General features: G+C 51.6%; 19 protein-coding genes. 13 read left to right on the forward strand and 6 right to left on the reverse strand.

The features are described 5' to 3' along the window. Positions 1-2 precede the first annotated feature (2 nt). From ACG2E4_RS12405 to ACG2E4_RS12420, 4 genes are all read right to left on the reverse strand, one after another. Positions 3-488 (reverse strand): peroxiredoxin family protein, encoded by a 486-nt coding sequence (locus ACG2E4_RS12405; RefSeq protein WP_395276756.1) that lies wholly within the window; start codon positions 486-488, stop codon positions 3-5. A 393-nt stretch (positions 489-881) separates the two neighbouring features. Beyond that, complete coding sequence (locus ACG2E4_RS12410; RefSeq protein ID WP_395258110.1) at positions 882-1,412, reverse strand: OsmC family protein; 531 nt, start codon at positions 1,410-1,412, stop codon at positions 882-884. Between the two features lie 607 nt (positions 1,413-2,019). Further along, positions 2,020-2,850 (reverse strand): tetratricopeptide repeat protein, encoded by an 831-nt coding sequence (locus tag ACG2E4_RS12415; RefSeq protein ID WP_395276757.1) that lies wholly within the window; start codon positions 2,848-2,850, stop codon positions 2,020-2,022. Between the two features lie 88 nt (positions 2,851-2,938). After that, positions 2,939-3,145 (reverse strand): hypothetical protein, encoded by a 207-nt coding sequence (locus ACG2E4_RS12420; protein ID WP_395258104.1) that lies wholly within the window; start codon positions 3,143-3,145, stop codon positions 2,939-2,941. Between the two features lie 162 nt (positions 3,146-3,307). Here ACG2E4_RS12420 and rplU point away from each other — a divergent pair, with 162 nt between their 5' ends. The 4 genes from rplU (at position 3,308) to ACG2E4_RS12440 (ending at position 6,818) form a co-directional block, all read left to right on the forward strand. Continuing rightward, entirely contained in the window at positions 3,308-3,835 is a 528-nt protein-coding gene (gene rplU, locus ACG2E4_RS12425) for a 50S ribosomal protein L21 (protein ID WP_395276758.1), read from the forward strand. 20 nt (positions 3,836-3,855) lie between these two features. Then, positions 3,856-4,113 carry a 50S ribosomal protein L27 gene (gene rpmA, locus ACG2E4_RS12430; protein WP_395276759.1) on the forward strand — a complete coding sequence of 86 codons (258 nt, stop codon included), beginning with the start codon at positions 3,856-3,858 and terminating at the stop codon, positions 4,111-4,113. A gap of 68 nt (positions 4,114-4,181) precedes the next feature. Beyond that, positions 4,182-4,847 (forward strand): fumarylacetoacetate hydrolase family protein, encoded by a 666-nt coding sequence (locus ACG2E4_RS12435; protein WP_395276760.1) that lies wholly within the window; start codon positions 4,182-4,184, stop codon positions 4,845-4,847. 9 nt (positions 4,848-4,856) lie between these two features. Beyond that, complete coding sequence (locus tag ACG2E4_RS12440; RefSeq protein WP_395276761.1) at positions 4,857-6,818, forward strand: M23 family metallopeptidase; 1,962 nt, start codon at positions 4,857-4,859, stop codon at positions 6,816-6,818. Between the two features lie 71 nt (positions 6,819-6,889). Here ACG2E4_RS12440 and ACG2E4_RS12445 read toward each other — a convergent pair whose 3' ends face one another. Together ACG2E4_RS12445 and ACG2E4_RS12450 are read right to left on the reverse strand one after the other, a co-directional pair. After that, complete coding sequence (locus ACG2E4_RS12445; RefSeq protein ID WP_395258090.1) at positions 6,890-7,267, reverse strand: RidA family protein; 378 nt, start codon at positions 7,265-7,267, stop codon at positions 6,890-6,892. After that, complete coding sequence (locus ACG2E4_RS12450) at positions 7,242-8,066, reverse strand: alpha/beta fold hydrolase (protein WP_395276762.1); 825 nt, start codon at positions 8,064-8,066, stop codon at positions 7,242-7,244. Before ACG2E4_RS12450 ends, ACG2E4_RS12445 begins: the two co-directional genes overlap by 26 nt. A gap of 294 nt (positions 8,067-8,360) precedes the next feature. Between ACG2E4_RS12450 and ACG2E4_RS12455 the strand changes: the two genes are divergently transcribed. From ACG2E4_RS12455 to ACG2E4_RS12495, 9 genes are all read left to right on the forward strand, one after another. After that, positions 8,361-9,677, forward strand: coding sequence for a tetratricopeptide repeat protein (locus ACG2E4_RS12455; RefSeq protein ID WP_395276763.1), 1,317 nt, complete (start codon positions 8,361-8,363; stop codon positions 9,675-9,677). Positions 9,678-9,704: 27 nt separating this feature from the next. Beyond that, entirely contained in the window at positions 9,705-10,952 is a 1,248-nt protein-coding gene (locus ACG2E4_RS12460; RefSeq protein WP_395276764.1) for a tetratricopeptide repeat protein, read from the forward strand. A 7-nt stretch (positions 10,953-10,959) separates the two neighbouring features. Then, positions 10,960-12,096 carry a cystathionine gamma-synthase gene (locus ACG2E4_RS12465; protein ID WP_395276765.1) on the forward strand — a complete coding sequence of 379 codons (1,137 nt, stop codon included), beginning with the start codon at positions 10,960-10,962 and terminating at the stop codon, positions 12,094-12,096. Between the two features lie 125 nt (positions 12,097-12,221). Further along, the gene (locus ACG2E4_RS12470) at positions 12,222-13,403 is read left to right on the forward strand and encodes an acetyl-CoA C-acyltransferase (protein ID WP_395276766.1); all 1,182 of its coding nucleotides are present in this window, start codon (positions 12,222-12,224) and stop codon (positions 13,401-13,403) included. A 534-nt stretch (positions 13,404-13,937) separates the two neighbouring features. Continuing rightward, positions 13,938-15,041 (forward strand): type IX secretion system outer membrane channel protein PorV, encoded by a 1,104-nt coding sequence (gene porV / locus ACG2E4_RS12475; RefSeq protein ID WP_395276767.1) that lies wholly within the window; start codon positions 13,938-13,940, stop codon positions 15,039-15,041. A gap of 20 nt (positions 15,042-15,061) precedes the next feature. After that, positions 15,062-18,253 (forward strand): T9SS type A sorting domain-containing protein, encoded by a 3,192-nt coding sequence (locus ACG2E4_RS12480; protein ID WP_395276768.1) that lies wholly within the window; start codon positions 15,062-15,064, stop codon positions 18,251-18,253. After that, positions 18,253-21,657 carry a hypothetical protein gene (locus ACG2E4_RS12485; protein ID WP_395276769.1) on the forward strand — a complete coding sequence of 1,135 codons (3,405 nt, stop codon included), beginning with the start codon at positions 18,253-18,255 and terminating at the stop codon, positions 21,655-21,657. The genes ACG2E4_RS12480 and ACG2E4_RS12485 overlap by 1 nt, the downstream gene beginning before the upstream one ends. Beyond that, a complete protein-coding gene (locus ACG2E4_RS12490) occupies positions 21,654-22,622 on the forward strand; it encodes a hypothetical protein (protein WP_395276770.1) in 969 nt (322 codons plus the stop codon). Before ACG2E4_RS12485 ends, ACG2E4_RS12490 begins: the two co-directional genes overlap by 4 nt. Before the next feature lie 33 nt (positions 22,623-22,655). Further along, positions 22,656-23,489: a PASTA domain-containing protein gene (locus ACG2E4_RS12495; RefSeq protein WP_395258062.1), complete on the forward strand. Its 834-nt coding sequence runs from the start codon at positions 22,656-22,658 to the stop codon at positions 23,487-23,489.

Consider the following 23,489-nt stretch of genomic DNA (forward strand, 5'->3'; position numbering starts at 1 on the left):
GGTCAGTTCACCAACTCGTCAAAAAGGGCGCGGTACTCTTCCTCACTGAGGGCGGTTTTATTTTTCTGGAAAACGATATCTCCTTCACGATTCACTCCAACCGTGGTGGCCTGGCTCTCCACACCAAAATCGACCATCACATCCGGATATCCCCGGGTAATCGGGAAGGTAAATCCCTTTTCCTCGGAAAGCTCTCTCATCACCTGTTCATCATCAGTCGGATCGATGCCGATCGCGACGAAATTCAGTTTGTCTTTATAATCGGGATATACCACCGAAAGGACCGGCCAGTTTTTTGCGCAGATCGGGCACCATGAAGCGGTAAAATAGACAACCAGCGGCTTGTTTTCTGCCAGCGATTGCTGCAGGCTCACTGTTTCGCCCGCAATGGTAGTCACTTCAAAATCGGGAGCTTCCCCCAACTCGGTTTCACTACCTGTGGATGACTGCTGTTCAGTTGACTCTGACTGTTCAGAAGTACAAGCCATTACAAGTAGCAAGAGTATTACCAAAAAAGTGGTGCTATTTATTGATTTATACATATACATGAGTACTTAGTGTAATTGAATTATTGATATTGACAGGAGCCCCGTATTGAACTCGTATCTTTCTGACAATCCATTCCGGAATTTCTGTTTCCATTCTTATTGATTGGATCACAACTGGCTTTCTTACGAAATTCGTCTCCAAACTGCCGGCGTGTCGATGACCAAATACAGCCCGTTATCAACACTTTATCAGTGGATTATCCCAACCTTGTTCTTCCTCTACCGCAATGTGAGAAATGCTTCAACAGGTTGCCGAAAATTGTTCATACCATCGTTAACGAAAGAGTACCTGCCAGGCTCACAGCACCCGGCAGGTACAAAATGCAGTCCAACTTACCCGGTCACTGCTTTTGTGTGATTGATCGTACCGGAGATCGGGGCCCCGTTTGCGATATTGTCGAACATGGGGGAGTTTTTCTCGGCAGCCTCCTTAATTTTCTGCAGCGTTTCCTCATCCGCATCGGTCTCCACATCTACCTCGTAATTAATTTCGGGGAAACCGGGGCGTACGTCGTCGTCAATATCCAGGTATCCCCGCAGGTCGAAGGGAGCCGATACCTTTATCCTGAGATTTTTATAGTCGATATTATGAAAATTGGCGTTGGTCACCCACCCGATCGTAAGACAGGAACCCAGAGAGGCCAGCAGAAGCTCCATCGGATCAATCCCGGTATCTCCACCACCCAGCGGCTGGGGTTCGTCGGTGGTTATCTCAAAACTGCGGGCCTTGTTGACAGCTACAGCCCCATCTTTCCAGATCGTTTCCGTCTCAAAAGCACCCTTGCCTTGCGAAGGGTCCTCTTTTACCGCTTCTTTTGTTTTCGTATACGTTTCGATATCAAGTGTTTGGCATGTACCAGACATAGTGTATTGCTTTTTTGGGTTCGTATTAAAAATAAAAAAGCCTCACCACAAATCGTTGTGATGAGGCTTGATGTTGTAATCAGAACGGTTTTAGCACATTCTGCACATACCCCCATCACCCGTTGTTATACAACAGCAACAACAATCAGCGACAGAAAGTATGTGCTTAGAAAAAATCATATTTGCTTTTTGCGTGATCCACCCGTCTAAAGGACAAACACACCGTTCCAAGCGATGGTTCCCGGCAAACGGGTGTAGTTGCCATCCAGTTAACACTGCCAGTTTTTATTGACGACCCCAAGCGACAGGTTCTTACTTTTTCTTAAAGGGACCTTTACAGAACCTGCTATTTTGCTGGGAGGTGGCTTACCACCGACTGTATCGACCTTTTAAACGGGAGTAGAACTCCCTCGGAACGAGGAATTGAGGGTTTTGCCCTCTAAAAGACCAAAAAAACATTCGTGGGGAACAAACTCTGTATGACATACCTACACAGCAAACCCGGTTATTTTAAAGGTGCCCTTCTATTAATCCATCCCGGTGGATAAGTAACATATTAAAATGTTAGGGATGGATAGTTAACTAGATGAGGTCGGCCTAATATATTCTAATACAGCGACATTGAAAAAGCGCGTCGATATTCAGCGGATAGCGGGTTCTGCTCACCAAGCATCGTAAAACAGGCGATACATGCTTTTCTCGGCCCGTCATCATCAACAGTTCGATCTACCTGCAATACCCGGATAAATGTGGACAGGGCGGTGTCAAAATCTTTTTCCATCATTGCCGCTGCAGCGTCCCGGTAGAGCTGCAGGGCTTCTTCACTTCCCGAGACTTCCGCTGCTCCCTGCACAATCTCCTTGAGGTGAGACACCGTTTCCAGGACCTGGAACTCGATCTCATATTCATATCTCGCTGCCTCGTCGATCTCCTCCATCCATTCCCGGGCTTCCTCCAGCCGATCCGGCAGCAACAGCATGGCATACCGTACCTTTAATTCCGCGCTGGACCTCTCGGTTACCTCGGCATCAGCAAATGAGCGAGCCCGGTCCCGCTCTCCCTCTCTCAATAGCTGCTCTATTTTTTCCAGGACTTCCTCCGAATGGGCGGCATCGCCGTCGGGAAGGTTTTCCTCCAGCCAGTTCCGGATAAGATGCTCCGGCTGCGCCCCTGTAAATTCGGCAATCACCTCTTCCTGGTATATCATCTTTACCGCCGGAATGCCCCGTACCCCGAATTTGATGGCAAGATCGGGATTTTTTTCGGTATCTATTTTTACCAGCTTCCATCGGCCCTCTGCTTCGCCCGCCAATTTTTCGATCGTGGGACCCAGCTGGCGGCAGGGAGCGCACCACTCCGCCCAAAAATCGATAACTACCGGGGTTGAGCGTGACGCTTCAAGCACATCCTTCTCAAAATCTTTTACATCGTACTCCATCTTCACTGTATTGAAAAATTCGGAATTGGTAAGCTAATATTGCCGGTCTATTGATTTGTTATCCAGATTCAACAATCTGACACACAGGTTAAAAAGAGGGTTTGTGATCTTTGGACCCCTCGACTCGTTCCTGTTTTTTCTTTTTGTTAATAGTTTGCAGGCGTCCATTATGATCTCGGCGGGATTCGTGCAGCTGGGAATCCTTGATCCAGGCACGGCCTCCGTCATGCTGAAATCGCTTGGTGTTTTTAAACATAAAGGCCTGCTTGTGAAGATCGGGTAGTTCCTTGCTCATCACTGATCTGTTTAATTGGAAAAAGTTCTGTTCGTCTAGGTACAAAAATACTATTTTAGGAATAATCATTCAGCATAATTTTCACTTTGTATTAGGATTGCAAAAGCTTATATTTGGAATCTGTTCAAAAGAAGAAATTATTAATCTAACATCACATTTTCGATGTACGCAGTAGTAGAAATTGGTGGACATCAATATAAAGTATCCGAAGGCGATGTCCTGTTTGTTGACAAGCAAGCCGATGAGTCCGGCGGTACGCTGACGTTTGACCGCGTGCTGTTGATTAACGACGGCAATGGAAAAGTAGACGTCGGCCAGCCGGTTGTGGAGGGGGCTTCTATCGAGGCTACCTTGCTCGACAATGTCAAGTCTGACAAGGTAATCGTCTTCAAAAAGAAACGCCGCAAGGGCTATCGCGTCAAGCGTGGTCACCGGCAGCCGATGTCCCAGATCGAAATCAACAAAATCGATACTTCCGGCAGTGGGAGTGCAGGCGCTTCGGCCGGAAAATCAGCCGATGAAAAGGAAGAGCCGAAACAGGAGTCTGCACAGGTTTCCACCGATATGACGGCCAAAGAAGCGATCAGTCATATCAGGAACACCCCGCTGGAGGAGCTCGAAGGATTTGTTCCCGAAACAGAAGACCGGGTAACGGTATTGGATGCCTGGGAAAGCAAGCAAGAAGAATAATCAACGAAATTTAGTTCATTATGGCACATAAGAAAGGTCAAGGATCTACCAAGAACGGTCGCGATTCGATTTCCAAACGCTTGGGCGTTAAAAAATACGGCGGGGAACACGTCCGTGCAGGCAATATTATTGTGCGGCAGCGCGGAACCAAGTTCCACCCCGGCGAAAATGTAGGTCGCGGCAAGGATGACACGCTTTTTGCCAAAGCTGACGGGCAGGTCATGTTTCATGTCCGCAGCGGTGGTCGTAAATATGTGAGCATTGAAACGGCTCAGTAAAACACAATTTTAAAATCTGAAGCCTTAATTCCAGCTGGAATTAAGGCTTTTTTTATGCAGACGGATCTATGAATCGCCCAAAAATACCGGGACTCTCTCCGGCCCTTGAGATTAACACCATTTTCTGTATCGGCCGGAATTATGTGGAACATATCAGGGAGCTCAACAACGAGCAGCCCGACGAACCGATCGTTTTTTTGAAACCGATCACCAGCCTGCTGTTTAACGGTGGAACGATTCAGCTTCCCAGGAAGAGTGCCGATGTACATCACGAAGTGGAGCTCGTCGTGGCGATCAGTAAAAAAGGAAAAAACATCGCTCCCGGGCGGGCGCTCGAATACGTGGCCGGGTATGGAGTGGGAATCGACATTACGGCCCGCGATCTTCAGCACCAGGCCAAAAAGTCAGGCCATCCCTGGTCTGTTGCCAAAGGTTTTGACACTTTTGCCCCGATCAGTTCGTTTGCTGACGCCAATGCCGGGAAAAATCCGCAAGACCTGGATCTCACGCTGGAAGTAAACGGCACGGTTCGGCAGAGGGGCAACACCAGCCTGATGATTTTTCCGATCAAGCAGCTGATCTCGTATCTTTCGGAGGTGTTTACGCTGCATCCCGGCGACCTGATATTTACCGGAACCCCGGCAGGCGTTTCCCCGCTAAAAAAAGGGGACCAGGTTAAAGCTACACTTGGAGATGAACTTTGCACGTTATCTGTAAACGTCGACAACCAGTAATTACGGGCAATGAGAACTACATCCCTGTTATGGATCCTGCTTATATTTCCTTCCGCTGTTTCGGCCCAGTTTACGCCGGACACGACAGACTATCTCTGGCCCACCAATGCCAGTCCCTACCTCAGCGGAACGTTCGGTGAGACGCGCTCCCGTCACTTTCACGCCGCGCTGGATATCAAAACCTGGGGGCGGCGCGGATATGACGTATATGCTACCCGTGACGGGCAACTCCACCGTATTGCCATCGGTCCCGGTGGGTATGGCAAGGCGATCTACCTGAAACATGATGACGGCTCCTACTCGGTATATGCCCACCTGCTCTCATTTGAAAAAAACATTCAGCAATTAGCCGATTCTCTCCGGTTTCGCGACTACTCCAATAAAATTGACATTGTAGTGGATTCCCTGGATATCCAGATAAACCGGGGAGACCGTATCGCCTATTCAGGGGCCACCGGCATAGGTCCCCCGCACCTGCATTTTGAGCTGCGCACCCCTTCCGAAAAGCCCTTTAACCCGTTGTTAACGAATCTCTCCATACCCGACAACATACCACCCCGGTTTTCAGGACTCGCGATCGAGCCCCTTTCCCCCACATCGCGCATCGAGGGACGCAACCAGATATACACCAGACGCCCCACCCGCGATTCTACTTTCCATGACTTCGGCACGGTTGTTACCAGCGGCCGCATCGGGCTGGCAGTCGATATTTATGACCGGGCAAACAGGGTCCACAACGCGTACGCCGTTTACGACCTGAAGCTGATGCGGGATGAAGAGCTCCTGTTCCACTCGCGGGTTGACAGCTTCTCCTATGATGACACCGGCCAAATGTTCCTCGACCGCATCTATCCCCTGCTGCAGCGTACCGGCAAGGCGTACCAGCGGTTATATGTTGCTGATGGAAACACCCTTCCATTTTATCGGGCGGGCTCTCAAAAAAGAGGGATAAACCTGCCGGAGGGACTCCACGAGCTGCGCATTATAGCCGAGGATTATAACGGCAACCAGTCGGTTGCCCATGTAAAAATAGATGTACAGCCCCGCACCATGGCTGAACACGAATACCAGACAAACGGGCCTGGTGGCCCACACGGTGGAAATGGTACGCCGAGATACCCGAAAACGCTTACCGCTGCACAGGATAGCTGGCAATGGCACAAAAACTGGATTAATATCAACAGTGCGGCTGACCGAAGCCAGCCCTACACCCTGATTTCGATAGATCGAAACGGCAGATCGGTGTACCCGAGGAAAGCAACTCCGGATCCTTTTATCGCGATCGATGAATCTGACCTGCTGACGATTCACCAGCCCGGATATGGCCGGCAAGGCAGAACATTGCACCTGTACCGGATGTTCCCGGGCCAACAGGGGCGAGCCTTCGGAGACGGCATTCGTGCGTACGCTACGTTCCTCCCAAACACCGTGTATGATACACTTTCAGTAAGCCTGACCGGTCACATCCATTCGGCCGACTCTGTGGAAATTAATATTCAACCCGATACGCAACCCCTCAAAGGCAGCTTTGAGTTAACCTATATTCTAGACGAGGCGCAGCAGCAGGACACTACCCTTGCACTTTATGAATATGACAAGCGAAAAGGGCGGTTAAACTATGTTGCAACCCGGCGCGGGGGTCCGGTCCTGAAAGCGAAAGGGGACAAGCTGGGCACCTATTACCTGCTGCCCGATACCGCCGCTCCCGAAATTCACAGTCCCCGTATTCTCAGGCGGGCAGACGGGACCTGGATGGGGATGGTTCGGGCAGAGGATACGCGTTCCGGTATTGACTATCGCACGACTGAATTTTACATCAATGGTGTACGGGGCATTGCCGAGTTTGAACCTGAAGACGAGCGGATTTTATACTACCACCCGGATTTTAAACCGGCATCGAGCTATATCATGCGGGTGGTCGCAACCGACAGGGTCGGCAACCGTGTAGTGAAAGAGTTTGTGCTCGACTAACCCAAGGCCCATACAGCCAAATATATGCCACTAACCTGCATTTTTCACCAAGAAATTGGTTCAAACACAGGTTAAAGGTAAGCGATACAGCTAATCTCGACCTTTGCATTTTTAGGTAGTGTATCTATGGCAACCGTCTCGCGAGCCGGCGGATCCTCCGGAAAATACTCTCCGTAAATTTCGTTTACCACCCCAAAATCATCCATTTGGTCCAGGTAGATAGAGCATTTGATCACTTTGCTGAAATCAGATCCCGCCGCCTTCAGCACCGATTCCAGATTTTTCATCACCTGCCGGGTTTGGGATTGCACGTCCGTGCCTGCAAACTCCATGGTACCAGGGTCCAATCCTATCTGCCCGGAACAGTGTATGAGTCCGTTGTATACGACCGCCTGGCTGTACGGACCGATCGCTTCTGGCGCTTTAGTGGTGTGAATAATCTTCTTCATGTTGTTCCTCGTTGTTTCTTGAACATTGATTCGTTTCTAGAAAATTGATCAGACGGGCGGCAAACTTGTCGGGATGTTCCATCATCGGGGCGTGCCCGCACCGGTCTATCCATGCGAGGGTGGCGTTCGGGAGTTTCTCGCAGAAAAGCTCCGCTACTTCGGGAGGCGTGATCACATCATTTTTTCCCCAGATCAGCAATACCGGCTGCTGTACCTGGTTTAGCTTATCCTCAAGATTGTGCTCATGCGTTGACCGGGCGACTCTCAACAACCGTCCCAGTTTGGCGGGAGATTGCAATATCTCCAGGATCTCGTCAATAATCGTATCATCGACCAGGTCTTCATAAAAAGTAAGTGAAGCGCGCTCTTTCACATATTCGCGGTCATATCGTTTGGGGCGGCTCGAGCCCAGGTCATTTTCAAAAAGCCCAGAGCTGCCCGTCAGGACCAGCGCCTCGACCTCATCAGGATGAGTCAGCGCATACTGCAGGGCGATATGTCCCCCCATGGAATTGCCAAGTAAAATTGGTTGTTTAACAGCGTGTTCTTTCAACACCTGGCTCAACCAGTTCGCGAGCTCGGGAATCGTAAGTCTCGCTTTTTCGAGGGAATAAACCGGAATTTCAGGAACAAAAACAGATCTGTGCTGTACTCTGTTAAGCAGAGGATCGAAATTGCTGAGTCCTCCAAACATGCCGTGAAGCAGGACAAGCGTCCGGCCTTCCTTTTTGGAATCGGCAAGGTCAATATACCGGTATCCCTCGGCTTGCCGGACCTCAAATTTCGTTTTGCCAAACATAAATCCTGAATTTTATCCTGTGATGCCGTTATCTTGACAACTGTTGAATGAGGAACTTTGAAAACGTCATCTTCCCCGGTCCTAGTATTTTTCGTGAATTCGACATCCTCATTTACGTGATATAAACTCCGGTTTCGAATTCACTCAGGTTTGGGGCCAGGGCAAAATCCCTGGTTTTTCAAAGCACTCTTGAATATAATAAATTCTGTAAGGCCATATTGCAGAAAGCTCTTTATATAGTTACTTTAAAGCGGATTTTGGATATGTAATCGCAATTTTTACTTAACTCTCATTATGTTTAGGAAAACACTTTCGTTATCAGTGATCACAGTTCTTATCGGGATTCTTCTGGCCGGGTGTTCCAGCACCAACCCCTATGTTGATGATGCCATATCCCAGATGCAGGATGGGAATCTGGATGCAGCACTTGAGGCAGCACAGGAATCGATAAAAAACCAGCCGCAAGATCCGCTGGGCTATTACTACCAGGGCGTCATTTATGGTGACATCGCCCAGGAGGAAGAGGACCCTGCTGCCAGACAGGAAATTTACAAAAAGATGAATGAATCATTTGCCCAGGCCCAGGAGCTTGCGGAAAAAATGGAAGATCCACCGGGTGAACTTGAGAATCTCGGGGCCGTCAAAACCACGATATGGAGCAATGAACACAACCGCGCTATTGAGCTCGCCACCAGCGACAGCTTGCGCCAGACCATGGAAAACCCTGTTGAGCTGGCTGCCCAGCACCTGCAAAATGCCACTACGATCATGCCGGACAGTGTCCTCTCCTGGGATGTCCTGTCCGAGATCCAGGCGATGAACAACAACATCAGTGGTGCAATCGAAGCCAAGGAAAAGGTCCTGCAGCTAAAAAAGACACCCAGCGCAACCGACTACAACAGGCTGGCTGACTTCTACCGGTTTGAAGAAAACTTCGACCAGGCGATCAATATTTTGAACGAGGCACAGCAGGCATATCCCGACAGTGTTTTCTTGAGCGAAAAACTGGCGGATTCCTACATGAACAATGGTCAGTTTAATCAGGCTATTTCCACGGTGGAGAACTTAATCGAAAGGGACCCGGATAACCCGCAGTATCACCTTGCGCTGGGCACCCAGCTCTACCAAACTGTCCTCCAGCTAAACGATTCGCTCAGCACCAATTACGACAAAATATTTGAGCTGGAACAACAGCTTAAAGAAAACTCCGGCAACAGCAGCAGTATTAAAGAGCAGATATCGAGCCTGCAAAGTACGAACGAGTCTTTACAGAACAGGATCAACAACCTGACAGACCGGGCTATCGAGGAGCTCAATACCGTTCTCGAGTATCGACCGGATGACGCCTCTGCGTACAATACGCTCGGGGTAATCTACCAGAACAAAGCTTCGGCCCTGTTTGAGGAGCGCAATCAAACGACCGACAATCAAAAGGCCGCCGAACTGGATAAACAGGCCCGGGAAAACCTGCAGCAAGCCATGGAGTATTATGAAAATGCCACCGAGATAGATCCGGAAAATACCAGCTACTGGGAGTCGCTCTACCGGGTTTATGTTGCGCTCGGAATGGATGAAAAAGCCAAGGAAGCTGAGCAAAAAGCAGGCATGTAATTCAAACTTTTAAATAGTAATATTTTTTTGAAGCACACGTATTTTACCCGAATGGTGATCCCGGTTATCGGGATTGCATTCGGGTTCTTTATTGGAACCGGATGTTCGACACTGGCACCGCAGAACAGCACGGAGACCGAACGTACCGCAGCTGATCGGGATCTGCAAAAACGTCTTGCCCGTATCGATTCACAAATTGCTGACAACCCCGAAAATACCGAGGCATATTTTCAAAAGGGAGAGGTGCTTAGCAGTCTTGCCCAGCGGCAAACTCCGCCGGAAAAACGGGCAGATTATTATCGGCAGATGCAGCAGGCACTTGCAGAAGCCGGTATCCTGCATCAAAACGAAGGCAATCCGCAGGGAAAAGAAACGGTCGATGAGCTGTTGCAAGTGAGCTGGAGCTTTGAACACAACCAGGGGGTCGAAATTCTCCAGACGGACAGCACCCTCAGCAGCACCGATTTCAGCACGGCAGCGGCCCACTTCAACAACGCCATTATCATTATCCCCGACAGTGCCATATCGTACAGGATGAAGGCGCGGGCCCTTTACCGGGATCATCAGACCGGCCAGGCGATTCAGACGCTGGAGGCCGCTCGCCGTCAAATTGATCGCCTGCCCGGATCCTACCTGGAGCAGCTGGCCTACCTGTACCTCGAAAACAGCCAACATCAACAGGCGGTGGAGCTTTATGAAGAGGCAGAAGCTTTTTCAGATGACAATCTGAACCTGCTGCACGGGCTCGCTAACGCTTATATTACATCAAACCGGCATCGGTCAGCAGCGCAGCTGCTTGCCCGGCTGGTGGAAAACGAGCCTGAAAACATCATCTACCTGGAGTCTTACGGGACCGAGTTATACAAGCTGGCAATGCAGCAGCTGGATTCGCTGCGATCCCGTGATATTCAGGATTCCCAGGCGATACAACAAGTAAAAGCCCGCTCCGACACGTTAATGCAGCGGGCCCAAAATCAGTTCAAGAAAACGCTTCAGCTCGACCCCGAAAATCCTGAATTTAAACAGCAGCTGGCCCACAGCTATAAAAACTATGCCGCAAAGCTTAGCCAGGTACAACCGCTGTTCCCCGAAGAGTACCAGGAAACAATTTCGGACCAGATCGAATCCAATTTAACGAATGCTGTCACCCTGTATGAAGAGTTGGTTGAACAGCAACCGGATCAGGCCGGGTTCTGGGAGAGCCTGTACCAGGCCTATTCCTACCTCGGAATGGAAGACCAGGCAAACGAGGCAAAAGTCAAAGCAAACTTATAGCTCATTTATGAAATTCAATACCAAAGCAATCCACGCCGGACAAGAACCGGAAGAGACCTCCGGCGCGGTGATGCCCCCGATCTTTCAAACTTCAACGTATGCACAGCAGGCCCCGGGTGTTAACAAGGGACACGAATATGCACGGGTAACAAATCCCACACGAACGGCGCTTGAAAAGCTTATTGCCGGCCTGGAAGATGCCGACCAGTGTGCCTGTTTTGCAAGTGGGTGTGCCGCTATGGATGCCGTTATCAAGATGTTTCGGCCGGGCGACCATGTAATCGCCTCCGACGACCTGTACGGCGGCACCTACCGCCTGTTTCGCGAGGTGTTTGAGCCCTACAATATCCGTTTCAGTTTTGTGGATATGACCGATACTGATACGGTCCAGGAGGCGATCACTCCCGACACCAAACTGATATGGATTGAAACCCCTACCAACCCGATTTTGCGGGTTGTCGATATCGAAGCGGTAACCGAAATAGCCCGCGACAAAGATATCTGGACGGTGGTAGACAACACGTTTGCCTCTCCCTACCTGCAAAAACCGCTGAACCTGGGGGCCGATGCCGTCCTCCATTCCACCACAAAATACCTGGGGGGACACTCCGACGTGATCGGCGGAGCCGTGGCAAGTTCAAATGAAGAAATTATGGAAAAACTTCGGTTCCAGGTTAAAACCACCGGGGCCGTTCCGGGACCGATGGATTGCTACCTGACCCTGCGCGGCATTAAAACACTGCATGTACGTGTGCAGCGGTCGGTGGAAAATGCCCGGCAGGTAGCCAAATTTTTAGATGCGCATCCGGAAGTCGACCAGGTCAACTATCCGGGTCTTCCCTCCCATCCCCAGCACCAAATCGCAAAAAAACAGATGAGCGATTTTGGAGCGATGGTTTCATTCTCGCTCAAAGATGATTCGGTGGAAACCGCACAAAACTTTATGGCACAAACCGATATTTTCCTCTTGGCAGAAAGCCTGGGAGGGGTGGAATCACTGATCAGCCATCCCGCCTCGATGACTCACGCCTCCATTCCCAAAGAAGTACGGGAAGCAGCCGGGTTGAAAGATTCACTGATCCGTCTGTCGGTGGGAATTGAAGATGGGGACGACCTCGTTAAGGATTTGGAACAGGCATTTTAACTGTTTGCTGCAAATCAGGGAGTGAATATTTGCAGCAACCCAAGACCCAAGACCCAAGACCCAAGACCCAAGACCCAAGACCCAAGACCCAAGACCCAAGACCCAAGACCCAAGACCCAAGACCCATGAAAAAGGTAGTAATTGCAGAAGCAAAACGAACGCCCATCGGGGCTTTTGGCGGAATGCTCTCTACCTATACTGCCCCCGAACTTGGGTCTTCCGTAATCCTGGAGATAATCAAGTCAACCGGAATTAAACCGGGGGATATTAACGAGGTTGTGCTTGGCAATGTCTTGTCAGCCGGCATCGGTCAGGCCCCGGCACGCCAGGCAGCGTTAAAAGCCGGACTCCCCGACCTTACCCCCAGTACCACAGTTAACAAGGTCTGTGCCTCCGGTATGAAAGCGATAATGATTGCAGCCAATCAAATCCAGCTGGGTGAAGCGGATATAGTGATAGCTGGCGGAATGGAGAGCATGAGTAACGTGCCGTATTACCTGCCGGATCACCGGTTTGGCTCAAAGCTGGGACACGGCAGTGTCCAGGATGGCATCCTCGTGGATGGACTCTGGGACGTGTACAACGATTTCCACATGGGAAATGCGGCAGAAATATGCGCCCGCGAATGCAATATCAGCCGGGAGCAGCAGGACCAGTTTGCCGCTACCTCCTACAAGCGGGCGATACAGGCCCACGAGAACGGGTATTTTGAGCGGGAACTCATCCCGATGAAGGTGAAAGATCGAAAGGGTAACACCCAAAAAATGACGATGGATGAAGAACTCCAAAAGGTAAACTTTGATAAAATCCCGCACCTTCGGCCGGTCTTTGAAAAAGAGGGTACCGTAACGGCTGCCAACGCCAGCAGCATCAATGACGGTGCCGCCGGCGTGTTATTGATGACTGCTGAAAAAGCGAAGTCCCTGGGGCTCACCCCGCTGGCCCGCATTCTGAGCCAGGCCAGTACGGCCAAAGCCCCTGAATGGTTTACCACAGCTCCCTCCGAGGCGATCCCAAAAGCACTCGAACGTGCCGGGCTGGATAAAAGCAGCATGGATCTTTTTGAGATCAATGAAGCATTTTCCGTGGTTTCCCTGGCAAACAACCAGATCCTGGAACTGGATCCCGAAAAAGTGAATATTCACGGGGGAGCGGTCAGCCTGGGGCATCCCATTGGGTGTTCGGGCGCACGAATTGTCGTCACCCTGATTCACGCGCTGAAACGGACAGGAGGACGGCTGGGATGTGCCGGCATCTGCAATGGAGGAGGCGGGGCCTCGGCTCTGGTACTTGAACGGATGGATTAAATTCCGGACCGGAATGAAAGCCTCCCGGGCCAAGCAGTTCTTCAGCATGCAGAAACAGGTCAGCAAGAACCTTGTCTTTGGGCCCTTTATTATCGCGCAACGGAACTTTAAACAGAAATATGAGGCAAATTCAACGATAAACAACATCGGGAGAGGCGGGGATACAACATACTGTCGCAAACGTAATAAATAATTTCATTGCGGGATAACCGTTGGAAACTTATTCAAATAGCATAATTTTCGCTGCCATTGTTTGCTATAAAGATCAGATTTTCCTGAATTTGGCATTCAAGGACTTAAAAAACGGGTGGGAGCGGAATCAAAGCCCGGGCAAATTCAGAATTTCTGTTTGTATCCCAAAATTGAGGATTTCGAGTGCGAAAGGATGCCGGACGAAGCAAGGCGACGGTTCCGTAATGCCCTCAAATTTCGTTTGAGAAACAGAGGAACTTATACGTGGAACAGCGCTATACTTCAACGCATCATCTTATTCATTATATTTACTGAAACAATACTGATTGAAATTTAGCTGACATGCTTAGAAAAGTACTCTACTCTCTGTCCCTCATATTATTCGTGCTGACGCTCTCCCCATTGAAAGCACAAGTGGGAATCACATCGGTCCCCTTCCTGCAAATTGAGCCCGACTCACGGGGAGCCGGCATGGGGAATACCGGGGTGGCCATTGCCGACAATGCTTCTGCGGTATTCTGGAACCCGGCCGGACTGGCCTATCAGAAGGGAAACCAGATCAGCATCACCCACGCCGAATGGCTGCCCGCGTTCAATGCCGACCTTTTTTATGATTACCTGGTCGGTAAATATTATGTTGAGGGAATCGGTACCATAGGGGGCCATATCACCTACCTGAATCTTGGAGAACAGATCCGAACCAACGAGCAGGGCCTTGAGCAAGGGCGGTTTAATAGTTACGAGTTCGCCGGGGGCGTCTCCTACGGTGGAAAAATAAATGAAAATGTTGCCATCGGCGGGGGAGTGCGTTTTATATACAGCAGCCTCGCTGAAGGCACCGTAGGACAGCAGACCATCAACCCCGGATCCAGCATCGCAGTGGACCTTTCTACCCTGTATCGCAGCAACTCGTTCGAATTTCTACGCCGCGATGCCCAATTCAGCGCTGGTTTTAACCTCTCGAACCTGGGGCCCGGCATACAGTATACCGACAATGCCCAAAAAGATCCCCTGCCCACAGTACTGAGAATGGGCTGGGCACTGGAATGGAACCTGGACCCGGAGGGAATCAATACGATTACCATCGCCAACGATATTTCAAAAATTATGGCCCGGGGCGACTCCACCGGGTCAGAGAGCCCCGTGAAAGCACTGTTCTCCTCATGGGATGAATTCACCCGCAACAACGGGACTGAAAATGTTACGCTGGGTGTAATGGACCAGTTTATGATCGGCACCGGCATTGAATACTGGTACAACGACCTGTTTGCCATCCGCGGGGGTTATTACTATGAGCATCCTGAAAATGGCGACCGGGTATTTTTTACCCTCGGGGCCGGACTTCGATACAGCCTGATTGGCGTTGACTTCAGCTATATCGCCGCACTTGAAGAGGAACACCCGCTGGCCAACACCACGCGATTTAGCTTGCTTATCAACTTTTAACGGGCTGAAATCTGACATTAATGTCGACGCCTGGATCCCATCATTTTTTTCCTGTCAAGAGCGTGCTGTTATCAGGCATGCTCCTGCTTTTGGGGATCTCGCCGGCCTACGGCCAGCAGAATATAGAACGAAGTCGACCGCTCTCCACTAATGAACATGTCGATCTCTCCACCCGTCAAACCGGCAGCGGAACCCTCAATATAGTGGCGGTTCGGGTAGCATTTCAGCCCGACTCAAACCGGCTGACTTCGGGAAATGGAACGTTTCAGCCCGGTTCCCTTCCCTACCTGGAAAACAATGAGGTCAGCATTGATCCCCTTCCCCACAATCAGTCCTATTTTGAGGCTCACCTGGAGTTTGCCAAAAATTATTTTGAGCGCGTATCCGGAGGTGCGCTTTCTGTCGATTACCGCGTGCTGGATGACGTCTATCATCTCGAACAGAAAATGGAGTTCTACGCCCCCACCGGAGAACGGTTTACCAACGAAAAGCTGGCACTCCTGGCCCGTGATACCTGGCAGGCCGTGGAGACAGCCGGCGGTTTTAACACTACCGGCCTGAATCCGCAGAACACGGCATTTGTGATCTTCCACGCCGGGGTCGGGCGCGACATTCAACTAACGGGGACCTCCCTGGATATTACGCCTCAGGATATCCCGTCACTCTATCTGAGTACGGAATCGCTGGCCGGCCTGCTTGAGGATCCCGCTTTTGAGGGGTTTCCAGTCAACAACGGGACGTTCAACGTATCCAACTCCCTTATTTTGCCGCGCACGCTCTCCCGCCGCGGAGTCGATGTGACGGAGACCGAGTTCGTGCTGCAACTCTCCACAAATGGTCTCATCTGCGCAACCCTGGGAAGCCACCTCGGGCTGCCGGACCTGTTCAATACCCGCACCGGCGCTTCCGGGATCGGGCGCTTCGGACTCATGGACGGGGCGGCCATCTTTTCCTACAACGGTCTATTCCCGCCAGAACCCTCAGCATGGGAGAAGACTTACCTGGGATGGATCAGCCCGTTCAATATAGACCTGGATTCCGCTTCGCCGATCTCCCTCACCGCCACCTCGCTACGCTCCCCTTCCCGTTCGGCGGCCCGGCACGCGCTCTCCAGCAGAGAATATTTCCTTGTCGAAAATCGCCATCGCGATCCCGCCCGGGACGGGGCTACCCTCACCATCCGGCAACCGGATGGATCAGAACTACAGACATCGTTTGACAACTACGACGAGGCGTTTGTCAACCAGGAATCCGGTTTTGAGGAGGAGTTGCCCCCCGGCGTGCTGGTTGATATTGACAATTTTGACTGGAGCCTGCCCGGCGGACTTGATCGGGGGGCAGACGGAGAGCCCGGTACCTCGGATGATCGATTGCTCAACGGCGGGGTGCTGATCTGGCACATCGATGAAGCTGTTATTGAGCAACAGATCGCGGAAAATGGAGTAAACGCCAACACCCGTCGACAGGGAGTTGACCTGGAGGAAGCGGATGGAGCCCAGGATATCGGGCGCCCGGTTGAAGGACAAAACACCAATTTTTCCAACGGCACAGCATTCGATTTTTGGTGGGCAGACAATGATGCATCCGTGATAACCGCTCTCGGGGATACCCTCAGCCTCTATGAAAATCGGTTCGGTCCCGATACCCGGCCCAATAACAACAGCAACTCCGGGGCAGCATCATTTTTTGAATTTTACAACTTTTCCTCCCCCGGTTCCGTCGCGACCTTTCACGCCCGACGCACCGGCAGAGAGACCGTGCAGCCCGTTTCCCTTCCTGAAGAAAACCTGCCCGAAGGGCAAACCTATACTTCAGGCAGCGATTACCACTGGAAAAGTTACCCTCTCTCAATTTCCGGGTACGCCTCCCGGGAAGACAGCTTCCTGGTGATTCCCAGCCGTTCCACCACCTATGCCCTTCAGCTTAATGAGCCTGCGGCCACGCTTTTTGACTTTCAAACAGGTCCCCCGCAACAAGCCTATGTGGGATCAACCCTGGTGCTGGCCGACAAGCCGGAACAAGACGACATCACCATAGCAGCATGGAGCTGGGACGGTAACCAGTGGCAAAACCGCTGGCGTAATACCGGAGTTCCCAATCAGGGATTTTTGAGCTCGGACAGCGACCATATTTTATACCTGGATTTCACCGATCACCGTTACTATATGTCCGATGGCACCCGGCTCACCGACCTGGAGGCTCCCCAGCAACGCGCTTCCAAACTGGGGGGGTCCTACTCATTTCTGTCACAAAACGAACTTCGGATTGAGGGGAGTTCGTTTCGCCTTTCCCTCCCTTCTGGCAGTGCACGGCTGTATACCGGGGCCTTGAAGCTCACTTCCGACCGCAGCCTGTTTTACCTGGCCGAGGATGACTCTTTCTATCTGATCGATCCAGAAGCCGAAAATCCACGCCAGCTGCTTTTTAAATCTCCAAACTACGGCTGGCCGGCCATGGCTGATTTTGACGACGACAACCGCCTCGATTTTCTTTTCGTAAACCACGAACAGAACCGGCTGGATGCCCTCAATGCCAACGGCGCGTTTCTCGGCGGGTTTCCTCTCACACCTCCACAGGGAGCCCAGTTTACCGGGACCCCGCTCATTACTGATCTTGACGGTGACCAGTCGCTTGAGGTTATCGCTGTGGTACAGGATTCCGTTTCCATGAACCTTGCGGCCTACAATCAGCAGGGCGAAATGATTCCCGGATTTCCCCTGTATGTCGGTCCGGCTGTTCAAGCAGGCCACCAGCCGGTTCATCCGGTTATTTTTGGGACGCGGTTGTATGCTGTGAGCCACAGAGGTGATCTCAAGGCTTGGGCGCTTCCCCGGCTGCAAGATACCCGCTGGGGGAGCCGCTACGGCAATGAACCGTATAACAAGGTTACAGGGCGCATTTCAGGAAGCACCCCGCCGGAAGCGACATCCTCCATACTGGTTCGGTCAGAGACCTACAACTGGCCCAACCCGGCCAGGGATGAGACCCACATTCGATACCAGACTTCCGGTCCCGGAGAGGTGAAAATAAAAATTATTACCGTGAGTGGCCGCATCATCTTTGATCAGCGTTTCGATGTGCGCGGGGGATCCCCGGAGGAGCAGCGTATTTCCACAGCCGGCTGGGGCAGCGGCATCTACCTTGCCCGGGTTACGGCCAATGTCAATGGAAAAAAAGCAAGCAAACTGGTCAAAATTGCGGTAGTACACTGATGTCGAATCGATCCAAACATATTGGACTCCTGCTTTTCTGTCTCGCAGCCTGCATCTTGCTGCCGCAACAGGGTGCGGCCCAGCTCTCACCCTCAAACTACGACTATCCTTTCCACCACCTCAAATGGTATACTTTGGAGAGTGAACATTTTCTGGTTCACTTCCAGGAGGGGAACAGCCGATCGGCACAGGTAACCTCCCGTATCGCCGAAGAGATTTATCCCCATATTACGGAATTATACGGGCTCGAACCGACCTCCAGGACCAGCATTGTGCTCAATGACCGGGAGGACTACTCCAACGGTGCGGCCTACTTTTTCGACAACCAGATTGAGATCTGGATTCCCGCCCTCAACTCCCCCCTGCGGGGCACCCACAACTGGCTTCGGGATGTGGTAAGCCACGAATTTACTCATATCGTACAGCTGGAAAGCGCCATGAAACGGGGACGCAATCTACCCGCAATCTATTTCCAGTGGCTCTCCTACGAGGATGTCCGCCGCCCCGATGTACTGTACGGATATCCCAAAGGATTGATTACCTATCCCTTTTCTTCGATAAGTGTACCGGGTTGGTTCGCCGAGGGGGTCGCCCAGTACCAGCGCACGGGGTGGAGCTATGACACCTGGGACTCGCACCGTGACATGGTCCTGCGCACAGCCGTGCTCAATGACCGGTACCTCTCCTTTGACGAGATGGGAACCTTCAGCTCCAAGACCAGCCTGGAGCGCGAGCAAGTATACAACCAGGGATTTGCATTTACCCGTTATCTCGCCCAGCAGTTCGGGGAGACGATATTTCGCGATATCAGCCAGGCCCTGGGCCAACGGGGTATCACAACCATTGACGAAGCCATTCAGCAGGCCACCGGAACGAGCAGCGGCCGGCTTTTTAGCGAATGGGTCGCCCGGCAAACATCTTTTTACGAGAATGCTGTACGGTCGATCCAACCGGGACGTACCGACGTAGTCGAATCGCAGGGTTTTTTCAACTTCCATCCCCAATATTCTCCGGACGGCTCCCGGGTAGCTTACCTTTCTAACAAAAGGATTACCGAGTCGGCCGTCTCTCTATATGTCAAAAAGCGGAATCAGCAAGATGGCACCCTCACTATGCTGGATCTCGGTTCAGTGCCCGCCGGGAACCAAATCCAATACCAATGCGGGTTTAGTGAACAGCCGCTGATCAACCGCATCCGTTCGTCATTTTCGTTTTCACCGGATGGTAACCGGTTGATTTTCACGAGAGCCGGACTCAACCCGCACGGAGAACGGTATAACGACCTCTTTTTCTATGATTTTGAGACCGAAAAAACCGACCAACTGACGCAAAGTGAAAGGTTGTACGATCCTGCCTGGAGTCCCGGCGGACATCATATAGCAGCTGTCCAGCTGCAGCAGGGAACGGCCAACCTGGTGCTGGTAAATCCCGCTGATGGCTCTATAGAAAAGCTGACTGATTTCAACGACGGGGAGCAAATTTATACTCCAGCATGGCACCCGAACGAGCAATCGATCTATTTTGCCTACGGCGAAAACCACGGCCGTTCCATACGGAGCATAAACCTGCCAGACGGGCAGACCGAGACAGTGCTCAAGAAATCACTGCTTGACTACCGTGATCCCATTGTGGGAAAAAACGGGCGGTACCTTTACTACAGTGCCGATCCTGATGGAATTTTCAACATCTACCGGATTCCGCTGCAGGGGACCCCAAATCCCCAAAAACTGACCAGCGTTACGGGCGGTGCATTTATGCCTGACGTGGATAGCACTGGAACACTTATGTACGCAGAATATCGGTCGGAGGGATACAAAATCGTCTCCAAAAAACTGCCGGAAACCCAGGACACAGCCGCTCGGGGCCGCTATCAACCCGATTATGGCACACTAATATCGGCCGTTGCTTCCGGAGATTCCGCCAGGTCGTTTGGCGAATACTCAAATATCCTCCAATATGACGATCGGGATCTCGACCCTCTACCGGAATCCACCATTGCGCGGGCTGATACGGGCACCGTTACGTTCAACGTGGCTACCGCCAACACCAGTGACCGGCGGCAACTGTATCGTTATGAGCAGGAGTTCACCAATTTTAATTTTTATCCCGTCATTCGATTCGACAATTACTCCAAGTTCCATGGCAGCAACCATTCGCTGCTCAAGGCGGGCCGGGTCGGGGAACTTGGAGAAAACCTGCTGCGGGATCTGAAAGTGGGGACCTATTTTGACTCCCGCGAAGTTACCGATCGGTTCAACATCTTCGGCGGGGCGCTCTTCGGGCTGGGCTCCCGCGATGCGGATGGTGTAGGCGATTTCTTCAGCCTCTCGCGTCTCAGCGACCTGGATCGCGACCTGTTTCTCATTACGGAATACCGGGGGCTTCCATTTATCAAGAAACGATGGTCACCCACGCTTGCGGTAGAGCTGTACAACATGCGCCGAAATGTTGACGGTGGACTTTCCGTCGAGGAGTTTCCCTGCACCTCCTGCCTGCCCGATACCACAGCCGTGGATATCGCTTACAACATATGGGAGATCGACCTGTTTCTGCGAAGTAAAATAAACGCCTATTCCATGGTTGAGCTCGGGCTCGGCTACACCCCGTACCGCGTACAGACCGACGCCTTTTTCTCACGCGAGCTGCAGCAGCTGGTTCCCTCCAGCTCCACCGAATATTACCGCAGTACCATGCTGACCGCAGCCTATGTCTATGAGGATTTTCTGCCCTATCCACACAGTGACAGCGCTCCCCTCGGCCTGCGCGCCAGCCTGCGGTACAGTTACCGGCCCAGCGAACTGCTCGAAAATTTTGAGATTGAGGAAGGTACCCTGTCCCCTGTTTACCGCTCCTCTCGCAACCATTCGATGGAACTGAGTGCGCGCTACGGGTTCAGGATGGGAGAACGCTCCACGGGACAGGTCTTCTCCCGGCTTTTCAGCTACTTCAACAATCCTGCCGACTCCTTTTATCTCGACTACATCGGCGGGTTTACCGGCATGCGCAGTTATCCCTATTTCGCTCTTTCAGGGAATACGACGGCCTTTTCCCAGCTTTCTTATATTTTCCCGCTGTTTACCGATATCAACGAACAGGTTGGGCGTCATACTTTTGACAAGCTCTTCCTCCGACTGTTCGGGGAGGTCGGCAACGGCTGGAACGGGCCGGAGGGCACAGGTCAACAGCTTAAAACCGGGCTTGGAGCGGAACTCCGATTTTCACTGAACAGCTATTATCTGTACCCGCTCAAATTTTTTATCAGCGGAGCTTACGGATTTAACCAGTTTGATGTTACCTTACCTGATGAATTTATCACCGGATCGGCTTCCAAGAAGGTTACCTACGGAAGAGAGCCTCTTATTCATTTCGGGTTAACATTTGATTTCGAAATTCTGAACAAATGACTAGAATATTCAGCTACAGCCTGGTTTTCTTGCTGGCATCCGGAACTCTGGCGGCCCAGCCGTTGAGAAAGAACCTCTGTTCGGATCCGGTAAAGACGGAAAACAGGTTCTCCGTTGAGACCCCGCTAACGATGCGGGATTTCCGCTATCAGGGAGGCCGCTCCTCTTCACCATCCGGACTCGTACAGGCCATGCGAACCAAACCGGGCGTCGCCCTCCTCAGCTCAGGACTGATCCCCGGGCTTGGACAGGCTGCCAACAGCAAATGGATGCGGGCCGGCGCTTATTTCCTGGCGGATGCGATCCTGCTGGCCGTCCACCTGCGCAGCCGGCAGCGGGCAAAAGAGCTCCAGCAACAGTATGAACAGTTTGCCGACAGGAATTGGAGTGTCGTCACCTATGCCCAATGGCTGGTCGACTACCATAAATCGAACGGGATATACAGCCAGAATGAGCATATCGATGAACTGGAGCAGCAGGTGAACGGGCGGCATGCCGCCTATAATCCCGACATAGACTGGGAAACAGTAGATTTGCAAACCCTGCGGGAGGTGGAACGCCATACCCCGTTCATTACACCCGACGGAACGGCGGGAAACAACTTCTCCCATTTTATGCCGGAGTACGGGTCCCAGCAATACTACGAACTGATCAGCAAATACTACCAATACGGTCCCGGCTGGAATGATTTTGGGATAGATCGCCGCGGAGAGCCCCTGGACAGCCAATATCAACTTTCATGGAACGGGGAGGATATGCCACCCCATTTTTTTGAGGGTGCCAGCCTTGCCGATCAATTTAACGACAAATACCGCGTGGCCGGGAACATGCTGGCCTACATGCTCTTAAATCATGTAGTTTCCGCATTTGATGCGTTTATTACGGTCAAAATCAACAACAACCGGCTGGAAACGGAATCAAGCCTTTTCGGGGCTCGTCAATTTATCCTGAAATATCACTTTTAAGATAACCGTTATGAACCGTATCTTCGAGATATCATGCTACATTACCTGAAAGACATACTAACCAGCAAAAAATTCTACGTTACGCTTTTGAGCGTAATACTTGTGGGATCAGGACTGTTACTGGTCCTCGACGAATATGTCATGCCTGAATACACCAATTACTACGAAGGGGTGACTGTACCGGACGTGCGTGAGCTGTCTCTTGATGAGGCGGAGGAACTGCTGACCTCCTACGGCCTGAGATACGAGGTAACCGACCGCCGGGCAAACATGGCCTTTCCCGCAAATTACGTGATAGACCAGACCCCGATTCCTGCTGAAATAGTAAAACCAAATCGAAAAATATATCTCACGGTAAATACCGAATCCAACCCCACGGTGACGGTACCCAAGGTGGAGGATCTCTCGTTCAGGAACGCCAAAATCCAGCTTCAAAATTACGGACTTGCCGTGGGAACGGTCAGTTATGAGTCCTCGAGATTCAAGAACAGCGTGATGCGCCAGTCGATTGAGCCCGGCCGAACGGTTGACAAGGGAACCGTCGTGGACCTGGTCGTGAGCGACGGACTGGGAGAAAAGATGGTTGACGTTCCGGACATTGTCGGCCTTCGCCTTACCGAATCCCAGCAAAAACTGCGGGAGGCAGGGTTGCGGGTGGGAGAGCTCCGCTTTCAGCCCAGCAAAGAGGTTGAGCCTAACTTCGTGCTTGATTATACTCCCCGGGAGGATCAGGTGGTGGAGGGCGAAACTATAAATCTTGTTGTCTCTGAACGGTTCGACGTCAAAGAGGAGAGCGAATCGGGGGCGGTTCAGGCAGATACCACCTACATTGAATCTGATACCCTCCAGCAAAACGAACAAAATTAA

This window comes from Halalkalibaculum sp. DA384, from assembly GCF_043951955.1.
In the GTDB taxonomy this organism is placed as follows: Bacteria; Bacteroidota; Rhodothermia; order Balneolales; family Balneolaceae; genus JAMQKA01.